General features: G+C 34.3%; 14 protein-coding genes and 3 pseudogenes. 10 read left to right on the forward strand and 7 right to left on the reverse strand.

Annotated elements, in window-relative coordinates:
* Nucleotides 1-14 precede the first annotated feature (14 nt).
* Complete coding sequence (locus tag MOC86_RS17655) at nucleotides 15-188, forward strand: hypothetical protein (RefSeq protein WP_268585315.1); 174 nt, start codon at nucleotides 15-17, stop codon at nucleotides 186-188.
* A gap of 432 nt (nucleotides 189-620) precedes the next feature.
* Here MOC86_RS17655 and MOC86_RS17660 read toward each other — a convergent pair.
* Nucleotides 621-980 (reverse strand): annotated as a pseudogene (locus MOC86_RS17660) (transporter).
* A 195-nt stretch (nucleotides 981-1,175) separates the two neighbouring features.
* On the opposite strand from MOC86_RS17660, the gene MOC86_RS17665 reads away from it, so the two are divergent.
* The 5 genes from MOC86_RS17665 to MOC86_RS17685 all read left to right on the forward strand — a co-directional run bounded on the left by MOC86_RS17665 (nucleotide 1,176) and on the right by MOC86_RS17685 (nucleotide 4,756).
* Complete coding sequence (locus MOC86_RS17665; RefSeq protein ID WP_268585317.1) at nucleotides 1,176-1,331, forward strand: hypothetical protein; 156 nt, start codon at nucleotides 1,176-1,178, stop codon at nucleotides 1,329-1,331.
* A gap of 625 nt (nucleotides 1,332-1,956) precedes the next feature.
* A complete protein-coding gene (locus MOC86_RS17670) occupies nucleotides 1,957-2,295 on the forward strand; it encodes a hypothetical protein (RefSeq protein WP_268585318.1) in 339 nt (112 codons plus the stop codon).
* 184 nt (nucleotides 2,296-2,479) lie between these two features.
* Nucleotides 2,480-3,247, forward strand: a complete 768-nt coding sequence (locus MOC86_RS17675) for a glucose 1-dehydrogenase (RefSeq protein ID WP_268585319.1) — start codon at nucleotides 2,480-2,482, stop codon at nucleotides 3,245-3,247.
* A complete protein-coding gene (locus tag MOC86_RS17680; protein ID WP_268585320.1) occupies nucleotides 3,234-3,725 on the forward strand; it encodes a hypothetical protein in 492 nt (163 codons plus the stop codon). The genes MOC86_RS17675 and MOC86_RS17680 overlap by 14 nt, the downstream gene beginning before the upstream one ends.
* Nucleotides 3,722-4,756, forward strand: coding sequence for an alpha/beta fold hydrolase (locus MOC86_RS17685; RefSeq protein ID WP_268585321.1), 1,035 nt, complete (start codon nucleotides 3,722-3,724; stop codon nucleotides 4,754-4,756). The genes MOC86_RS17680 and MOC86_RS17685 overlap by 4 nt, the downstream gene beginning before the upstream one ends.
* Nucleotides 4,757-5,278: 522 nt before the next feature.
* On the opposite strand, the gene MOC86_RS17690 is transcribed toward MOC86_RS17685, so the two are convergent.
* The gene (locus MOC86_RS17690) at nucleotides 5,279-6,163 is read right to left on the reverse strand and encodes a hypothetical protein (RefSeq protein ID WP_268585323.1); all 885 of its coding nucleotides are present in this window, start codon (nucleotides 6,161-6,163) and stop codon (nucleotides 5,279-5,281) included.
* 602 nt (nucleotides 6,164-6,765) lie between these two features.
* Here MOC86_RS17690 and MOC86_RS17695 point away from each other — a divergent pair.
* Together MOC86_RS17695 and MOC86_RS17700 are read left to right on the forward strand one after the other, a co-directional pair.
* Nucleotides 6,766-7,410 (forward strand): annotated as a pseudogene (locus MOC86_RS17695) (IS6 family transposase).
* A gap of 516 nt (nucleotides 7,411-7,926) precedes the next feature.
* The gene (locus MOC86_RS17700; protein WP_268585324.1) at nucleotides 7,927-8,304 is read left to right on the forward strand and encodes a hypothetical protein; all 378 of its coding nucleotides are present in this window, start codon (nucleotides 7,927-7,929) and stop codon (nucleotides 8,302-8,304) included.
* 276 nt (nucleotides 8,305-8,580) lie between these two features.
* Here MOC86_RS17700 and MOC86_RS17705 read toward each other — a convergent pair whose 3' ends face one another.
* Nucleotides 8,581-8,814, reverse strand: coding sequence for a hypothetical protein (locus MOC86_RS17705; RefSeq protein ID WP_268585326.1), 234 nt, complete (start codon nucleotides 8,812-8,814; stop codon nucleotides 8,581-8,583).
* Between the two features lie 461 nt (nucleotides 8,815-9,275).
* On the opposite strand from MOC86_RS17705, the pseudogene MOC86_RS17710 reads away from it, so the two are divergent.
* Nucleotides 9,276-9,797: pseudogene (locus MOC86_RS17710) on the forward strand (DDE-type integrase/transposase/recombinase).
* 120 nt (nucleotides 9,798-9,917) lie between these two features.
* On the opposite strand, the gene MOC86_RS17715 reads toward MOC86_RS17710, so the two are convergent.
* The 4 genes from MOC86_RS17715 to MOC86_RS17730 all read right to left on the reverse strand — a co-directional run bounded on the left by MOC86_RS17715 (nucleotide 9,918) and on the right by MOC86_RS17730 (nucleotide 13,302).
* Nucleotides 9,918-10,241, reverse strand: coding sequence for a hypothetical protein (locus MOC86_RS17715; protein ID WP_268585327.1), 324 nt, complete (start codon nucleotides 10,239-10,241; stop codon nucleotides 9,918-9,920).
* 65 nt (nucleotides 10,242-10,306) lie between these two features.
* Complete coding sequence (locus MOC86_RS17720) at nucleotides 10,307-10,570, reverse strand: hypothetical protein (protein ID WP_268585328.1); 264 nt, start codon at nucleotides 10,568-10,570, stop codon at nucleotides 10,307-10,309.
* Nucleotides 10,571-11,862: 1,292 nt separating this feature from the next.
* Nucleotides 11,863-12,096, reverse strand: a complete 234-nt coding sequence (locus MOC86_RS17725; RefSeq protein ID WP_268585329.1) for a hypothetical protein — start codon at nucleotides 12,094-12,096, stop codon at nucleotides 11,863-11,865.
* Between the two features lie 417 nt (nucleotides 12,097-12,513).
* Entirely contained in the window at nucleotides 12,514-13,302 is a 789-nt protein-coding gene (locus tag MOC86_RS17730) for a hypothetical protein (RefSeq protein WP_268585330.1), read from the reverse strand.
* A 3,464-nt stretch (nucleotides 13,303-16,766) separates the two neighbouring features.
* Here MOC86_RS17730 and MOC86_RS17735 point away from each other — a divergent pair.
* Nucleotides 16,767-16,916, forward strand: coding sequence for a YvrJ family protein (locus tag MOC86_RS17735; RefSeq protein WP_268585333.1), 150 nt, complete (start codon nucleotides 16,767-16,769; stop codon nucleotides 16,914-16,916).
* Nucleotides 16,917-17,527: the final 611 nt, after the last annotated feature.

Consider the following 17,527-nt stretch of genomic DNA (forward strand, 5'->3'; position numbering starts at 1 on the left):
GATTCGTCGATCGCATGCGGAAACAAGGAGTCCATGCACAGCTCGGAACACTGCTAGAGGAAGACGGGAAAGCGAATTCTGTTATACCAAAAGAGAATAAGGAAGCAGGAAACTGTATAACTGGATGGACACTATCATCTTTACGGACAGATCCGAAAGGGAGCCCACTTCCCGTTGGTCTCTCATAGATACATAAGGTTGTGGCTATCTTTTGACAAAAGAAACGTACTGTTATGTATATCCCCATTTGAGGCGTCGCGTATGTTTGACTTGCCGTTACGGCATGTGATGAAGATACAACAGCAAATGGACCTACAATGGGAGTCTCGAGCCGATGTGTCTTGAAAGGGACTTGCACGGTTCTTGGTAGGGAAGGGGTAGTGGGTCCCCCTCCTTACTCGACTTAATGGAGTATATACCTTATAAGGTTTTAAGCTATCTTATATAGCTTATGAGAAAATCTATTTATATAACTGAACATGCAAATAAAAAAAGAAACGTCTCTTCATTCACTATAAAGAGCATGTTTCTTTTTTGAAACTTCAATCCTAACTATTTTTTTACCCTCTTATTTAGGGGATAGGCCTAGAAAAAATAAAGATTTTTCTACTTATTATGTTTTAAAAACAAGTAAACGATACAATTTGTCTTGTATCAATGCCAAAAATAGTCCAGAATCTCCCGTTCCATCTAAAACCAGCAACTGATCTAGGACCTATAAAAACAGGGAAAAATCAGAAGCTAGCCCCATTCCTAAGCCATATAAATGTGTTTCGGAACAAACATAATGAAATGGCACCTGGATCCACAGCAAAAGGAGTAGCACTTTGCTGTACTGGCGTGAATAATGGTGGAGGAGCTGTTGGAGCCTGTTGTGGATTTAATGTAGGTAATCCTCCTGGTGGTCTAGGTGGAGTTGAAGGCATTTGAGGGCCAAGGAATCGTTCATATGAATAGAAATCAGTATAATTTATGTCCATTTTGTTCTCATCTCCCAATTTTAATCACTCTTTCATACTCTATGGGGAATATAACTAAATTGTTTGGGCGAATAAATATAGGTGATGTAGAGATTTCTAGTCCTTTTTTGATTAACTATGGAATTTATATTCTTTAAAATCAATTAATTATAAGCAACGTTGCAACTTAATTACGTTATCTGAAATGGAGAGTATATGAGGAGGGTTAAAGAAGGAAATCGTCGTCTTACGTGTGATATCCCAGAAGAATTGCATAAGAAATTGCGTTTCTTAGCAGTAGAACATAATACAAGTATTGCGAGGTATGTAAAGAGAATTGAGGAGATGGCGAAAGAAAAAATAATCTCATGAAAAGAGTTTTTAAAAGAACAAATTGAAGATTTGGCTTTCTTTCGTGAACAAACCGATTGAGAACTTCATCCCGAAAACTTAATTAATGAGAACATCTAAATGATGCGAAAGTATTCGGATTCCATTCAATACTTTAATCGAACGTTGTGCAAAATAATTGGGGAAGTCGAAGAAGTGTGATAACGAAATGACTTATGATTACGTTAGGCGAAGAGATTGATCACTACCTTCAAGAGTAAGTACATGGACAAACATAAACTTCGTTTTCCATGCGAGAAGGTTATGGATATTTGTCAAAAGTATCGAGCAAAGGAAAAAAGAGAACGGTGACTAGGAACCAATCAGATGAACAAAGATACGCAAATTCTAATTGAATTATAGAAAATAACAGATTAATCAAACGCTACATTAAATATTCCATATATGACCAATCCATCAATAGAAATTCCGTTTATCTGATGATAATCAGAGGGAAAAAGGAGGATAATAGAATAAAGTAAAGCAAGTTATATACCCATATAATATAAGTTAATAGTATATTTTTTTAACGCTCTCCTATTTACCCACAACAATAGATAGTTTTAAAAATAGAATATATAAATGCTTATGGGGAGGAGGGATTAAATTGGCAAAAAAAGTTCTTATGGCCAATCTGGGTAAATTCACTGATGCACAAATCAATCTATTAAAACGATTCAAGGATATTTTAACTATATTACCTGACAATGCAAATATTTCCTTGAACACAGATTCGACAGAAACGCAAAATGTAACTGCCCAACAGGAGGAAGACCTCGGTCTAACTATTTCTTTAACAACTCCACTCGGGACGCTTACATTTTCAATCGGCTTAGATCTCAGCCTGACAGATTTATTAAATCTATTATTGGATCTGATAACGCCGTTACTCTGTGCAGCGCTTCCAGATCTAAATATTTGTCAGGAAGAAACACCCGCGCCCTAACTCTCTATTACGTTCTTACTAGAAATTATTATATTGTCAGGATTTAATGAGGGTAACTTTCCAATATATTTATAGATTCCCAAATGAGTCATATTGAATCATGCCCCCTTCCTTGATATAGGAGTGCAGTCCAATATGACTCAAACTTTTATGCCATAAAACTACCTTTGAAAGGGGATAAACAATGCATAAGTTATTTGATTTGACAAATAAAACGGCAATTATTACAGGTGGTGGAACAGGATTAGGGAAACAGATGGCTATTGCATTGGCAGAAGTCGGGGCAAATGTGGTAGTATGTTCCAGAAAGATTGAGGCCTGTCAGGAAACAAGTAAGCAAATCAGGGATATCGGAACGGATTCACTTGCGCTGAAATGTGATGTGACAAATATTGAGGAAATTCAAAATGTTGTATACGAAACAAAGAAGGAGTTTGGAAACATTGATATCTTAATTAATAATAGTGGGACCTCCTGGATGGCACCATTTTTAGAGATGCCTGCTGATAAATGGGATAAAGTGATGGAAGTCAATGTAAAGGGTGTCTTTTTATTTTCACAAGAAGTCGGGAAAGTTATGAAAAAGCAAAAGTCCGGAAAAATTATAAACATTTCCTCTGTAGCTGGCATTCTTGGACAACAGGATTCCTTCATGGATGCATGTTCCTATTCTACGAGTAAAGGGGCTATCATTTCCCTAACAAGGGACTTATCCTCAAAGTTGGCCCCTCATAATGTGCAAGTTAATGCTATTGCACCTGGATTTTTTCCTACAAGGCTAACGAAGGCATTAGGGAATGTTAGCAACCATGTTATTAAAAGAATACCTTCAAGGAGATTTGGATCTGATGAAGACTTAAAAGGGGCGGCTATATTTCTCTCCTCAAATGCCTCTAATTATGTAACAGGCCAGGTTCTAGTTGTGGATGGTGGTTTGAGTGCGACACTCTAATATCAACATTAATATAAATAAAAGTTGGCTTAAAACATTTGATTTTGATGAATTTTACAAACAACTAAAGGTTAAAGGTTTTAGGTTCGAGAATCAAGCTAATGATTATATTCAGCAATCTATCAATAAAGAATGGTTAATCCAATTGTCCTCCCTCCTCATACCCCTATTTACCCAATTCATTTCAGGTATCCAACAAAAACAAGAGTCATTCGCAGGATTGTTAAATATCCCCACGAAAAGCGATCTAGCAAATACGGCTAGGCTAATAATTGATACACAAGAAAAAATTGATATGTTGGAGGAGCATATTTGGCGATTGGTCGATCTAAATGAAAGATTGCTGGAGTTAAATTTAAATCACCACCAGGTGAATGAACAGTTAGGCGGAGGGGATGAAAAAGGAACAGAATCTACCTTATCAGATACAAAGGAAATTGGGAAGGACGGGGAAAGAAAGGATGGAAATAAAAGATGACGGAAAGGGACAATGTAATAAAATTGGAAAAGGAAAAAAAGCGATGGAACAATATTGTAGGTATAACAAACATTGCTACAAATCAGGGAGGAACAAAAAGAATCCCCGTATGGAAGAAAAACAAAGCTGTTTTATGGTATTATCCTTCCCCTTGTAAGAAATATAATATCCCTGTTTTCCATGTATATTCGCTTGTGAATCAACCATATATTTTAGACTTGACCCCCGGAACAAGCCTAGTTGAAGGTTTTATTTCAAACGGATATGACGTTTATCTATTGGATTGGGGTTCACCACAATATGAAGATAAAGATTTGACACTTGAAGATTATATTGTTGACTATCTCCAACAAGCTGTAAAGCGTGCTCTTCGTAACTCCCGTGTGTCTGAAATATCGATGATTGGCTATTGTTTAGGTGGGACTCTCTCTGCTATTTATGCTGCTCTGTTCCAAGAATCGATTCGGAATTTAGTACTATTAACAACTCCCATAGATATGAGCCGCCCCCCCGTATTTGACAAATGGATCCAGGCAATTCAAAAAGGAGAGTTGGATTTAAACCCATTAATCGATATTTGGGGTATCATTCCAGCTGAATATATAAAATATGGGATACGGTTAGTAACTTCACCGATTTATTTTAGCCAATATTTTTCGTTACTTAGACAGGCACATGAAACTCAATATGTTGTAAGGTGGAAATTATTTAATAAATGGACAAATGATCATATTCCCTTTTCGGGAGCACTTTTGCGAAATCTTTTAGATCTCGTTGCGGGAAATAAATTAATCAATGGTGATTTACAAATAAAAGGGAAAAGTGTATACCTTGAAAATATAACAGCTAATTTACTAGTTATTTCCACAAGCGAAGACCGTCTAGTTCCAGATGAACTTTCCCAACCGATCATGGATAAAGTGTTTGTTAAAGATAAAACATATAAACATCTGAAAGGTGGCCATGTTTCTTTAGCTTTAAAAGGACGAATGCCCGATGTTCTACAAAATTGGCTTTCTGATAGATCTTAGGATTTCCTAAATAAGCTTTGGGAGGACCCCACTAGTATATAGGAGTAATCATTTCATATGACCCACCCCCTAATATAGAACGTAACCGTTATATTATCCTAATAATATAGCATTGAGATATTTAACTTATCACATTTGGATACCCCCAGGTATGCTCTTTTAAAAAAGTCCTGAATCGCTAAGAAGTAGGCTAGGTTCCGATCTATGGTTATAACAAAAGGGATACAAATATATGGAGCAGCCTAGTTTTTTGAAAAAGTACTTGGCTGCCTCATATATTGATTATCTTAGATGAAAACCTAAATAAGATAATATCCAAGTAATAACGTTTCCCTTTAAATAAAATTTCCCTTTCTGTACCGGTTACACCTTTTGAAATTAGTAGTATCAGTTAGCAGTATATCTAAGGTTTAAGGATTCACTACAATTTCTTGGAGTAATTACATCGGAACCAGCTAAAATATATAACCCTAATATTAAATTATAAAATTAATAATCTCAAAAACTATACAATAAGTATAGTCACCAAGGGATACTGAGCGATTCTATTTTTTTGACTAATATACTTTTCTTGGGTTTGGTGTTCAAGAAATTAATAAGTAATGTTGGATCCTTACGTACACTCTCACGGCGTTTCTCTTCTAGGAATAACCGATGAGCAGTTCCATAGAGATAGCCCTTTAAAGCCTCGTAAGAATAACCTTTCTTTATACGACGCAACTTCAGCGCAGAAACAGCATCAGAAATAGCTGTAAGGATAATAGACTCTAACTCTTCTAAAGGTTTCTCAACAGTTGACTTTAAATAAGCTAATCTTACTTTACCAAATAACTCATATGCTTTCTTTACGTTAGGAAACAATGGTTTTACACGCATAATAAATTGATGAGGTATGTATGATGGATAAACTTCCTCGTATGTATCTTCTTTACGTATATTATGATCTTTAGTATTTGTCTTAATAAGAGTATTGTCTTCAAGGTGCTCGATTTTCTCTTTTTCTTGTACCTGTTTACTTCCATTTGTCGGTTGTGGTGGAGGTAAGATTTGCACTAAATTAACCGTCTGTTTCATGTCGCGTGACCGTTTGGTTGGTATGATACGTACTATACCCATATCAGAAAGTCGTTTAAGCCATTCACCTACTGTATCTGCCTTATTGACTCCAAAATGTTCAGCAATAATGCTTCTTCTTCTAAAAGAAAGACCAAAGTAAACACGCGAATGGTCACGCAAGTAATCTAATAAACTGATTAACTTGCGTTTCGTGCTTGGACGTAGATCACTATCCTGAATAGTATGTACATGTACATTTACAGCTTCGCGTAATTCCTCCATTGATTGAAATGTTGCATATTCAGATTTGTCAATTTTGTCAATAACTACATCAATTTTACTTTTCGCCATAATAGTTGCTCTCCTTTGGTTTCGGAACAAGAAAAAGACGTTATCGATGTGAACATCAACAACGTCTTCTAATATTAGACGAAAAAACCGAGAATTTACTCTTGAAAAACATCCCTGTACATTGTAAAATAGCAACATACAAAAATGTGTTTTCAAGAGAGTCCGGATTAGTGTTGATGTGGTGTGTTCACATTGACCGTAGATGGGAGGCTGCCACCTCACCACTATAGTCTTGGCTCTCTTTTTATTGTCCGTTCATTTATTTGATATCTATTTTAAATGGTTATGGGGTATATTACAAGTTAAATTTTTACTGTGTCAAATGATTTTTAAGGGTAAAGTTTGTCGTATTATATACTTATTTTCAGAATAATCTCCGGGAAATCCCTTCATTTTTTTCTTCTTTTCTTTTATATTCTTAATATTTTCAAGTAATAGTTGATTATCTCCTTCTACCTATATACAACCTAAGGTAGCTTTATCTAATATATTATCCTCCAAGCAAACTACGAAAAATATAAAAATAGTATTTCATAGAGAGTGGGAAGGAGAAGGATAATTTATTTAAATGGGAATATCATCAACCGGATGTTATTTTATTAATGATAGGATGGTACCTACGGTACAACCCCAATTTTCATGATTTAGTGGAAATGATGGATGAGCGAGGATTATCCATTGCTTACACAACCATTATGCATTAGGTTCATCAGTATAGACCTCAATTAGAAGGAGGTGTAAGGGGCACCACCTTAAGTCACTAAAAGACTCGTGGAGAGCCGTTGAAACCTATATCAATAAAAGAGGCAAATAGATGTACTTATATCGTACAGTGGATTCAGAAGGGAATACGATTGATTTTTGTCTAAATGAATTGAGAAACAAACAAGCACCTTTTCAAGAAAGTCTGGGGTCTTTCATACATGTCCAAACCCCGCGTTATAACCGTAGATAAAAACCTTACCTATCCCGTATCAATCTAAGGGTCAAAAGAAGAGAAACATATGCTTGAAGGCATACAATTAAGGCAAGTTAGATACCTTAATAATATAGTGGAACAGGATCATCGTTTTATCAGGAAGCATGTTCGTTCTATGTTGGGATTGAAATCATTCCATACAGCCATTTACATACTAAATGGCATAGAAGCGATACATATGCTGAAAAAGAAACAAGTTCACCATAAGGTGAAGTCTGTTCAAAATCAAAGAGAATTCATCCATAAACTGTTTGGATTAGCTTCATAAGCCAAGAGTTTAAAGTAAACTAACACTTTATGTTTCTGGAGAGTAGTGTATGTACTAGAACCATAATTTCAATAATTGAACGTTTGACCCTAAAGACGACGGTTGCTACCTTTATCCCAATAACCACCACGAAAGTGGCACGTATGATGTGAGACAGAGGAAAGGGTAACACTAACGGATTAAACAGGGGGTTAGCCTTACCTATTGTCATATTATAACGTGTAACATCGACCCAACAAATACATATAGATAAGTGTATATGTGTTTTTAATTCCACTTAAGGACGGACCTTCTTAATCTTCAAGGGGGGAATTCTTAGATAATCACATGATTCTTCCTCTCGTTGTTTAGGTATAAATATCATTGTATGTATCTTGGGGTTATGTCCTGTCCCAACACCAAATATTTTAGCAATAAGGATAATTGAATGTTTCAGACCATTTTTCAAACCCATTTGGTGTAGTTTATGTATATGGTATATATTTCATATATTGTTTTTAATGAAGGAGTAATTCTATGAATGTCTGGCTTAATCAAAAACAACCTACAGGTAAGGAATACCAAAATTATTATTACACTAACCAAAACCAAATAGATAAGATACAACAACAGTTATATGAACAACATAATTTGATTCAAGAGCAAAATTATCTCCCTTCTATGGAACAAATAGAAGTAAGTCTAAGACTTAAAAATTTAAAAAGTCCCATGAGTTACTTAATGTATAATTTACCTCCAGGGAAAAAAGTCAAAAAAATTAATATTTCTGGGAATAATGTGGATACCGAACGATTCATTAATTATAACTTACTTAACAATGTATCAACTTTTCTTCTCAAAGATTTCGACTTATTTATTGTTGATACAGATAAAATCTATTCAATAACAATTTAACTCAATTTCTTTCTTAAAAACATAGTGGATTATGTCTCATGAACGCATCTTAGTTAAGTCCTTGCATATTTCACTAAAATGAATAAAAGGGATACGTATCCTTATGAATGAGCATGGTAGACTATGCGCGTTATGAAAGGGTGGATTACCTCTTCAGTCAAGCGACATACCCTACACATCCCCATTACAATTTAACTTATTTGTGTTTAAAATATTGACTTAAATTCAACGAAAGGCTAAGCGCATACACTAGGCTCTTCCTCTTTATCATTCTCATTAGTTGAATTCAAGAGCATCAATTCTACGAAAATCCACAACTAGAATTTCACCATTGCGTTTTGAAAAAGTAACAAGACCTGTTTGAGGATTAAAGGATGCAAAAGCATCTACACCTTCCTCTTTACCATTAATAAAAACATCCTCAATATCTGTACCAGGATTTAGTGTTTTTAGTAAATCGAACATAGGTCCATGATCGTGCTTCTTGCAATCATCATTACATTTACCCATAGTATAAAAAACTCCCTTCTCTTAGATAATGGTTACTATATATACTTATTCAAACTATCTAATCGAGGACTGGATGATTTAATTAATATGCTTAAAATATGTAAATAACTAGTATGAATATCCTTCGAAATAATGTTAAAGAAATCCGATTGTCGAAAGTTATATATTGTGGAAAAATATCATGTATTGATTACTTGGTGATGAAATTACTAGATTCTACCCTCACATCGAGAAAGTAATTTTTCCCCTTTCAGTCTCCCGTATAGGCTAATTTTTAATTCACATCATTCTACATTATCAGCAATAGAAAGGAGGCCGGTGCAAAAACTTTAAAACACTTGTAACTAATCTGTAAATCTTGGACATACTGATATCACTACCCTCAAAAGGGTTTATTAATCAGTATGGAAAAGGATAATTTATTTAAGTAGAGGCACTATTATCCTGATGTTACTTTATTAATCTTTAGATGGTACCTACGGCACAACCTAAGTTTTCGTGAATTGCTGGAAATGATGGAGGAAATACAATTGATTTTTATCTAAGTAAAGTAAGGGATAGGTAGGCAACCAAACGCCTTTTTAAGAAGGTTTTGACTTTTTTTCATATTTCTACACTGTGTATCATAACGGTGGGTAAAAATCCAGCCTATCCCATAGCTATTCAAGAACTGGAGGGAGAAAAAAGGATGCCGATAGGCGTCTAGATAAGACAAGTTAAATATCTCAATAATATCGTAGAACAGAATCACTGGTTTATTAAAAAGCAGGTTCATTCGATGTTAGGGTTTAAATGATTTCACACAGCTATATTCATTATTTCTAGAATAGAGGCGATGTATGGGGGAAAAAGAGTAACTTGTTTTACAGGAAAAGTTTTTCCAAAATCAAATGACATTCATCTACCAACTATGTGAAATAGCTGTCTACTGCATAGGGACAAATTCTACTAGGAATCTATATACCTCTTCCAAACAAATGTAATACTTGTAGCGAAACCAAGTACATGGAATTAATATAAATTGATTAAAATATCAAGGAGGAGGGATATATAATATGTAACATATGAAAGATAAGTAAATAACTAGTTTACTAGTTATTTACTTATCTCATTCTATCCCTTGGATAAAAAAATCTAGCTTTATCAATATTATTTATACCCCTCCCGTAGTGGAATGGTTGTCGCCCATTATTCAATGATTTCAATCTTTGAATAGCTAATTCAAATTCCTCAGTTGACATTTGTTTAGAAGCCAATAAGGAATAAAGCATTGCAAATGCAATAGGTGTTGTGTCAATTTCAACTCCCACTGTAACATCCACATCTGAATTTCCACTACGGTTAATTTGTGATTGATTTAATAAATTATCAATTGGATAGTTATTTTTCGTATTTGCTAAAAGATAACTACTATTTAAATGATCCATTTCATATCCCCACTTTAATAAGGAAGATGTAACTAATATAGGATAGGGAAACCACCTATCCTATATTAATCTTCTAGTTCCGCTTCAACTTCCATATCTTGATTTTGATTTAGATCTTGGTCAGATTCGGCACGTGAGCGAACTCTTGCAGTTGAGTCAGAATTAACATCGATGTTAAAATCCACATTGGAGTTTCCACTATCCGTGAGTTTGACGATATTTATGTTATGATTTTCATTTTTAAATTTATTTTCATTATCTAACTCATTTTCAGACCCTACATTTGCTTTTGGATGGCTATAGTTTTTGAGATTATTATCGTTACTCATCTTTCCGCCTCCCTTCATTTGAAATCCTACAGGATACTATATTCAAGAGGATACATAGAGGAATAGACAAACTCTCTAAGGCAAATATGGATTTTTGTATTTATTAGAAAACAAGGAGGAATAGAATAATAGTAATCCCCTTAGAGATGATTAATTCAATAACATAGGTACACCTATACCAAGAGGAATACCCCCTAATATTTATAGAGTTATTACCAATGCCTACTCGATATGGGAAAAATATATTTATAAATTTGAGAATCCCTCAATAGTAATTAGCATAAAAAATAAACATGGCTCATTATACAAAAAACGGTAGACTAAAGGAGGTATAGAGAATAATATAGTAATTATAGGAAATAGGATAAATAAGAAGGTTCGTGGAAGATCATGTATGTTTTTATTAAAGATTCAGTAGAAAACAAAAGTATTTTGCATATATTATAATTGTGGGGAAAGTTAGTCTTGTAAGTAGATTATTAGAACTAATTGAATACGAAACTGGAGTCAGGAAGGTCCTAGGGTATTTCCCTAGGACCTTTTCGGATTACGATTTAAACAATTGTAATATTTTTAAAAATTCACAATTCAAAGGCAACAATCTATGATTCTGGTGCAAGAAGGACTCTAGAGAATTTGCGAGTAATCCCTCAAACCTGGATATACTAATACTATTACCCTTAAAAAAGGTGCGTGATCGGCATGAAGAAGGATAATTTAATGTGTATGGATTATATTTATTTTGGTTTTCTAATTAAATTTGTAAGGAAACAAGTTCCGTATGATCCAGGTAGTAAAGATACCTTCCATAGAACAAATGGAGGTAAGTCTAAGGCTTAAAAATTTAAAGAGTCCCATGAGTTGCTTAATGTATAATTTACCTCTAGGGAAAAAAGTTAAAAAATTAATATTTCTGGGAATAATGTCGATACCGAACAATTTATTAATTATAACTTACTTAACAGTATATCAACTTTTCTTCTCAAAGACTTCGACTTACTTATTGTTGATATAGATAAAATCTATTTAATAACATGAAGTTAGTATAGTTTCATGGGCACAATGTAATTAAGTCCTCGCATATTTCACTAAAATGAATAAAAAGGGATATGTATCCTTATAAATGAGCATGGTAGACTATGTGCCTTATGAAAGGGTGGGTTACCTCTTCAGTCAAGCGACATACCCTACACATCCCCATTACAATTTAACTTATTTGTGTTTAAAATATTGACTTAAATTCAACGAAAAGCTAAGCGCATACACTAGGCTTTTCCTCTTTATCATTCCCATTAGTTGAATTCAAGAGCATCAATTCTACGAAAATCCACAACTAGAATTTCACCATTGCATTTTGAAAAAGTAACAAGACCTGTCTGAGGGTCAAAGGATGCAAAAGCATCTACATCTTCCTCTTTACCATTAATAAAAACATCCTCAATATCTGTACCAGGATTTAGTGTTTTTAGTAAATCGAACATAGGTCCATGATCGTGCTTCTTGCAATCATCATTACGTTTACCCATAGTATAAAAAACTCCCTTCTCTTAGATAATGATTACTATATATACTTATTCACACTATCTAATCGAGGACTGGATTATTTAATTAATATACTCAAAATATGTAAATAACTGACGTGAATATCTTCCGAAATAATGTTAAGGAGATCCGATTGTCGAAAGTTATATATTGTGGGGGAATATCATATATTGGTTAATTTATGATATTCCCCCACATCGAGAAAGTAATTTTTCCCCTTTCAGTCTCTATATAGGCTATACATTTTTAATTTATATGATTTTATATTATCAGTAATAAAAAGAGGAAGGCGTCTTTTAGATACCTACCCTCCTTTCTACATTCAACAACAGATGCAACTGTTTGACCATGTTGATTGGGGGTTTTTACTTTGAGAAAGTCTAGTCATTTCCTTAGGGAAATCATCCATTTTTTTCTGATTTGATAATTTTATATCCTGTAAGTAAATCTGGATTAAGATCTTTTACTGATTGTAATGTTCCATAAACAATACAATTATATTTATCCTTATCTGCAATCATATTAATGGGTATAGCGCTATGGAGGAGGATATCTAAGTCATCCAAATAGACTCTCACTTTTTCCACTTTTTTTGTATCCTCATTTTTCATAATTACTTGATCAAAGAATTCCCGAAATAGCTGAGGATCAAATCCATCCTTAAGAATATTTGTACCAATATAAAGAATCTTGTTCTTCTCAATAGAAATATTACTTGCTATTCTAACTTTTTCTGAAAAAGGGATATCGGGGTCCTGCAAATGGGTTCCCTCTATGGCAATTGTATAACCTTCTGATTCTAAACTTTCCAATTCTATTTTACATTCATCCCGATTTGAAATAATAATTTTGAAATCATCTTTTCCCTCATGAATCAACTTCCTTAATATTGTGGTTTTTCCCGATTCCGCCTTTCCAATTATCAATGTATTAAGTTCCCTTCTAGAAGCATGATCAAGGTCATGATCAGAATCAGGGTTTCCATTTCCTTTTTCTATATGTGAACTATTAAAAGCTTTACGGAATAAAGCCTCCTGCACATCATAGTCCATAATATCTCTGTAACCAAAAATTTTTATCATATGGGAAACTAAATTATTTATACTCTTACTAATATCAGCTTGTGTATCTACCCATTTTTGCACATCCCTATTTTGTACATAACCATCAAATCTTTTTAGTCTCGACATCATATAACCCCCATAGAAAAATATTAATATAAATTCATTTTATGTAAGATGACCATAAAGTTCCTTCTTCCGGTGGTAAAGAGTCATATTCTTCCGTCAACAAATGCAGCCTATTTAAAAAATAGTTATTCACCTTCAGGGGTAGTGACAAGGTTCTTGTCATAGATCGTAGAGTAAATAACACTATGGTAAAGATATTTGGTAATCCCTTTTTAATACAAAAGAGCAGACAAGAAGGAACAGAGGACATGTCCTTAACTAAGGAACATGAATCTGAATATTTTCGAACGATAGAAAAGGGAGATAGATGAGTTTAGAAATATAATATATTCCCTACCATCCATTACTTTATGCATATCATAGAAACTATGTTCTAGTCTATAACCTTTTTTAAAGTCCCCTGTCCTAACTGTATATCCCCTATGGGGGCAAGATTATACGTTTTTACAATACTAAGGATAGGAATCTCAATATATCAACGTTTTCTATTTCATCGATAAGGTAACTCTATTGGAGTAAAGTCAACATTGCAAATAAATCATGCCCCATTATGTCCTATAGGATTTGTCCCCCATTCCATCAATTAGAATTCCCTTTAGAACACCGCATACTTCCTGGAATACAAATACTGCTCTTCGGAAAAGGAAATGGTTTCCTGGTCTATTTGAGCCTCCTCAGCACCCTTCTTAATCAATTTCGTCTGAATTAAATGCATTTGAACGCTCTTTTCGAACCAATCGAAGCAACACCAACAAGTCGTACGTATGAAACCACTTTAGTTGGCTAAAAGGTTGTTCGCACTGTTCGAGGTACACAAAAGGAACAAGTATCCTCACTCGTATTCTCTGTCTAACAATATAAGAACATCATACAAACATTACTCCTTCTTATCTTACATCTCTTATTGATTCATCCCAACCAAATGTACCAACCAAATATAAAAGGTGGGAAATACTTAAATACAACTTACATCACCCTATAGGCTAAAGCCATCTAACAGCCTGAAGGCTGTTCTCTTATTCTTTAAGGTGTTCTCGATCGATTCGTTTTTGTCGTTTCTTTCGTATTCTCCTTTCTACTTTTTCATGAGCACACTTTACACTATTAGCTTCCATACCCATGCCATAACAGCAAGTCAAGCGTACGCCGACGCCCCAAATGGAGGTATACATAACAGTATGTTTCTTTCGTCAAAAGATAGTCATAACCTTATGTTCCTACGGGAGACCAATGAGAAGTCAGCCTATCTATTATGGATTTGTCCGTAAGGACGATAGTATCCGTCCAGTTATACAGTTTCCTGCTTCCTTATTCTCTTTTGGTATAACAGAATTCGCTTTCCCGTCTTCCTCTAGCAGTGTTCCGAGCTGTGCATGGACTCCTTGTTTCCGCATGCGATCGACGAATCCGTTACTAGATATACAGTGTTGGACAGGGATAGTTTTTATGTCTAAACTAGTGGCGTGAGCCACACTATATAAAAATGATTTCTCATCGCACCATAATATAAATTATAAGAAGAAAAAGCTCATTGAATTAGTGCAATTCAATGAGCTTTTTTAAGGGGTGAAAAAAAATTACTTTTCTTATATTTGAAACAGGGGTACAATTAGGAAATTGCAAATTTACAACGATAAGCAGTTATAAAGAGCAAATGTTTCTGATTCTCTAACGATAACAACCTTTGAGACAAGTCCTACGGGACATGGTGAAAGCATGTTGGTCATAATATTGACTCCGTTCTAATAGGGTTTACCCTATTGATACAATAGAAAACGTTGATACATTAAGGTTCTTATCCCTAACCTTGTAAAAAACGCATAATCCTGATGCTACCCCTATATAAGATTTTGTGGCAAAAACCATATCCTCGACTGGAGAGTATGGTTTTTGCTTATTCCCGGACATCAAAAAAGGAAAGGTAGGTGAAAGGGTTGAAAACTGGTGAATCCTCTTTCATTCACTACTATATGCACACTATCACAAACTTGTCCTAGTTCATTGCCCTTTTTTAAACACTTCGTAAAATCACACAAAAAGCCCAGGAGATTTTCCTGGACTTTTTGAAATCAAGAAAATTGAGGGAGGTCAAATTTCTTGATTTTTAAAATATATGTGAAAGGAAGCTGAATCAGTTCCTCGTATATATTTTTAATATATTCAAAACTATTTCATGTTCTTGTATTAATTAATTAAAAATCAAAAATTTTAACACTACTAACATTATTAATGCTAAATATTGATTTATATCACTGTTTACTAGCACGATCTTAAAGACCCGTTGTCTTAAGACAATCAGAGCAGGCTTAATCCTGCTTTTTTATTCTAATTCCATCCTCGACTTTTAAAGTTTATAAGAGGAAATCAGAAATAACTTTGATTATGATGACAATGTATATTCTATTCACAATTAGTTTAGGCGGGTAATCGAGGGGTACCCCTGGCCCTGACTCGCCTAGGAACCATACGTGGACCTTTCAACTCATACGGATACGGATCAGCCCCCCCGATTGCAAGATCCATTTACTGTCGTATCTTCGTCACACATCATAAAGGTAAGTAACGCGTACACCGACGTTCCAAATGGAGGTATACATAACAGTACACTTCCTTCGTCAGAGGATAAGCACAACCCTATGTATCTATGGGAGACCAACGAGAAGTGCGGTCTCTTTGGTTTGTCCATATGGATGGTAGTATCCGTCCGGTTATACACTTTCCTGCCTTCTTGTTCCCTTTCGAGATAACGGCATTCGCTTTCTCATCTTCCCCTGACAGTGCTTCGAGCCTTGCACGGACTCTCTGTTTCCGCATACAACCCACGAGTCCGTTACCAGACACGTAGTTTTAAATGGGGATAGTCTTTACGTCTAAACTAGTAGCGTGAGTCACACTATATAAAAGTATATAAGAGCGACTTCTTGTCGCACCATAATGTTATTTACAAGTATAAAAAAAGGTTCGGTACCTAAAAAGCACCGAACTTTTTTAAATATAATAAAAAGAGGAAGGTTCATATTCGAGTAACCTATATTTGATATTAAGTATATGCACAAATCCTTTATTTGTTATAGAGTTCTTTTTCCATTTTAAAGTTGTATAATATTTATAACCTTATTTAACATAAACTGAATAACATTACATATATTGATGGATAAACTACGGAGGAAGTCGTGGGATCTCAAAATATGCTTATTCTATATAGATAGAATAAGCGTATTAGCATAGAAAAGACTAACTCTTAATTTCTTCGCCATTTAAACATGAAATAGTCTTTTCTATCTTTATACCTATATACTGTATATGTTTAGTTCACGTAATGAAAATTATCGAAATGTAATCCTTTGGAATAATTAATTCCAAAGAATTTTTCTGTATTGAAACACGTCCAAACCCTTCTATTCGGCCTGCATATTATATAAAATAAAGGTGCCTAAAAGGGGGTAATCAAAATAGAACAATGGATTAACCTTTTTGGAAATTTTGGATTTCCTATTATTGTTACTTTTTATCTTTTGCTACGCTTTGAAAAAAAAATAGACCGTTTAACAGAAATTATTAGTAAAATAGCTACTAGTATGGAAATAAAGCAGGACAAACAGGACAACGAATAAATAAAGTTATGTAATGAGAAAAACTAGCCTCTCTTCAAGTTAGTTTTTCTCTTTTGAGTAAAGATACAGTCTACAATGTTTATACGACTATACTGTATTCACGCTTACGAATAAAAACCTTGGGGTTTCGCCCCCAAACGACGACCAACGGAAGACCATTGAATTTTTTCAGAAACTCTCCCAATCCCCTGGAATTTTGAGAGGGATCCCTCGTCAGTTGGGTTGAAACTAGTCTGTTAACTCCTTAAATTTTCGACTATCGTTGACAAATGCCTATGTATAACCTTCTGTTCAAATAAAAAAATAGACGCTATACAGCGTGAATCCTTATTTCTCTTCCTCTATAAAAGTAACTCTTCACGAAAATGACTGTTTATTCTTCCAGGAGGCACTATTATTATATGTATCAGTTGGGGAGAAGTTACTTCCACACCTAATTCCCTTACTGTATAAATTACATAAAATGAAATTTCCCTTTAGTCAATAAAAAGGGCACTTTCTCTACTAATTGATATTAAGTATATACAAAAATCCCTTATTTGTTCTCTAACCTTTGCATCAAAAATAAATAACATTATCACACATAAAAAGGGACTGACCCCCGTTTTTGA

It is taken from the genome of Priestia endophytica, from assembly GCF_026790145.1.
Lineage (GTDB): Bacteria > Bacillota > Bacilli > Bacillales > Bacillaceae_H > Bacillus_I > Bacillus_I endophytica_A.

Excerpts from the sequence above, each read along its gene's own strand:
- MOC86_RS17655 (WP_268585315.1), top strand. The coding sequence starts at position 15 with ATGCGGAAACAAGGAGTCCATGCACAGCTCGGAACACTGCTAGAGGAA.
- MOC86_RS17665 (WP_268585317.1), top strand. The coding sequence starts at position 1,176 with ATGAGGAGGGTTAAAGAAGGAAATCGTCGTCTTACGTGTGATATCCCA.
- MOC86_RS17675 (WP_268585319.1), top strand. The coding sequence starts at position 2,480 with ATGCATAAGTTATTTGATTTGACAAATAAAACGGCAATTATTACAGGT.
- MOC86_RS17685 (WP_268585321.1), top strand. The coding sequence starts at position 3,722 with ATGACGGAAAGGGACAATGTAATAAAATTGGAAAAGGAAAAAAAGCGA.
- MOC86_RS17690 (WP_268585323.1), bottom strand. The coding sequence starts at position 6,163 with ATGGCGAAAAGTAAAATTGATGTAGTTATTGACAAAATTGACAAATCT.
- MOC86_RS17700 (WP_268585324.1), top strand. The coding sequence starts at position 7,927 with ATGAATGTCTGGCTTAATCAAAAACAACCTACAGGTAAGGAATACCAA.
- MOC86_RS17705 (WP_268585326.1), bottom strand. The coding sequence starts at position 8,814 with ATGGGTAAATGTAATGATGATTGCAAGAAGCACGATCATGGACCTATG.
- MOC86_RS17715 (WP_268585327.1), bottom strand. The coding sequence starts at position 10,241 with ATGGATCATTTAAATAGTAGTTATCTTTTAGCAAATACGAAAAATAAC.
- MOC86_RS17720 (WP_268585328.1), bottom strand. The coding sequence starts at position 10,570 with ATGAGTAACGATAATAATCTCAAAAACTATAGCCATCCAAAAGCAAAT.
- MOC86_RS17725 (WP_268585329.1), bottom strand. The coding sequence starts at position 12,096 with ATGGGTAAACGTAATGATGATTGCAAGAAGCACGATCATGGACCTATG.
- MOC86_RS17730 (WP_268585330.1), bottom strand. The coding sequence starts at position 13,302 with ATGTCGAGACTAAAAAGATTTGATGGTTATGTACAAAATAGGGATGTG.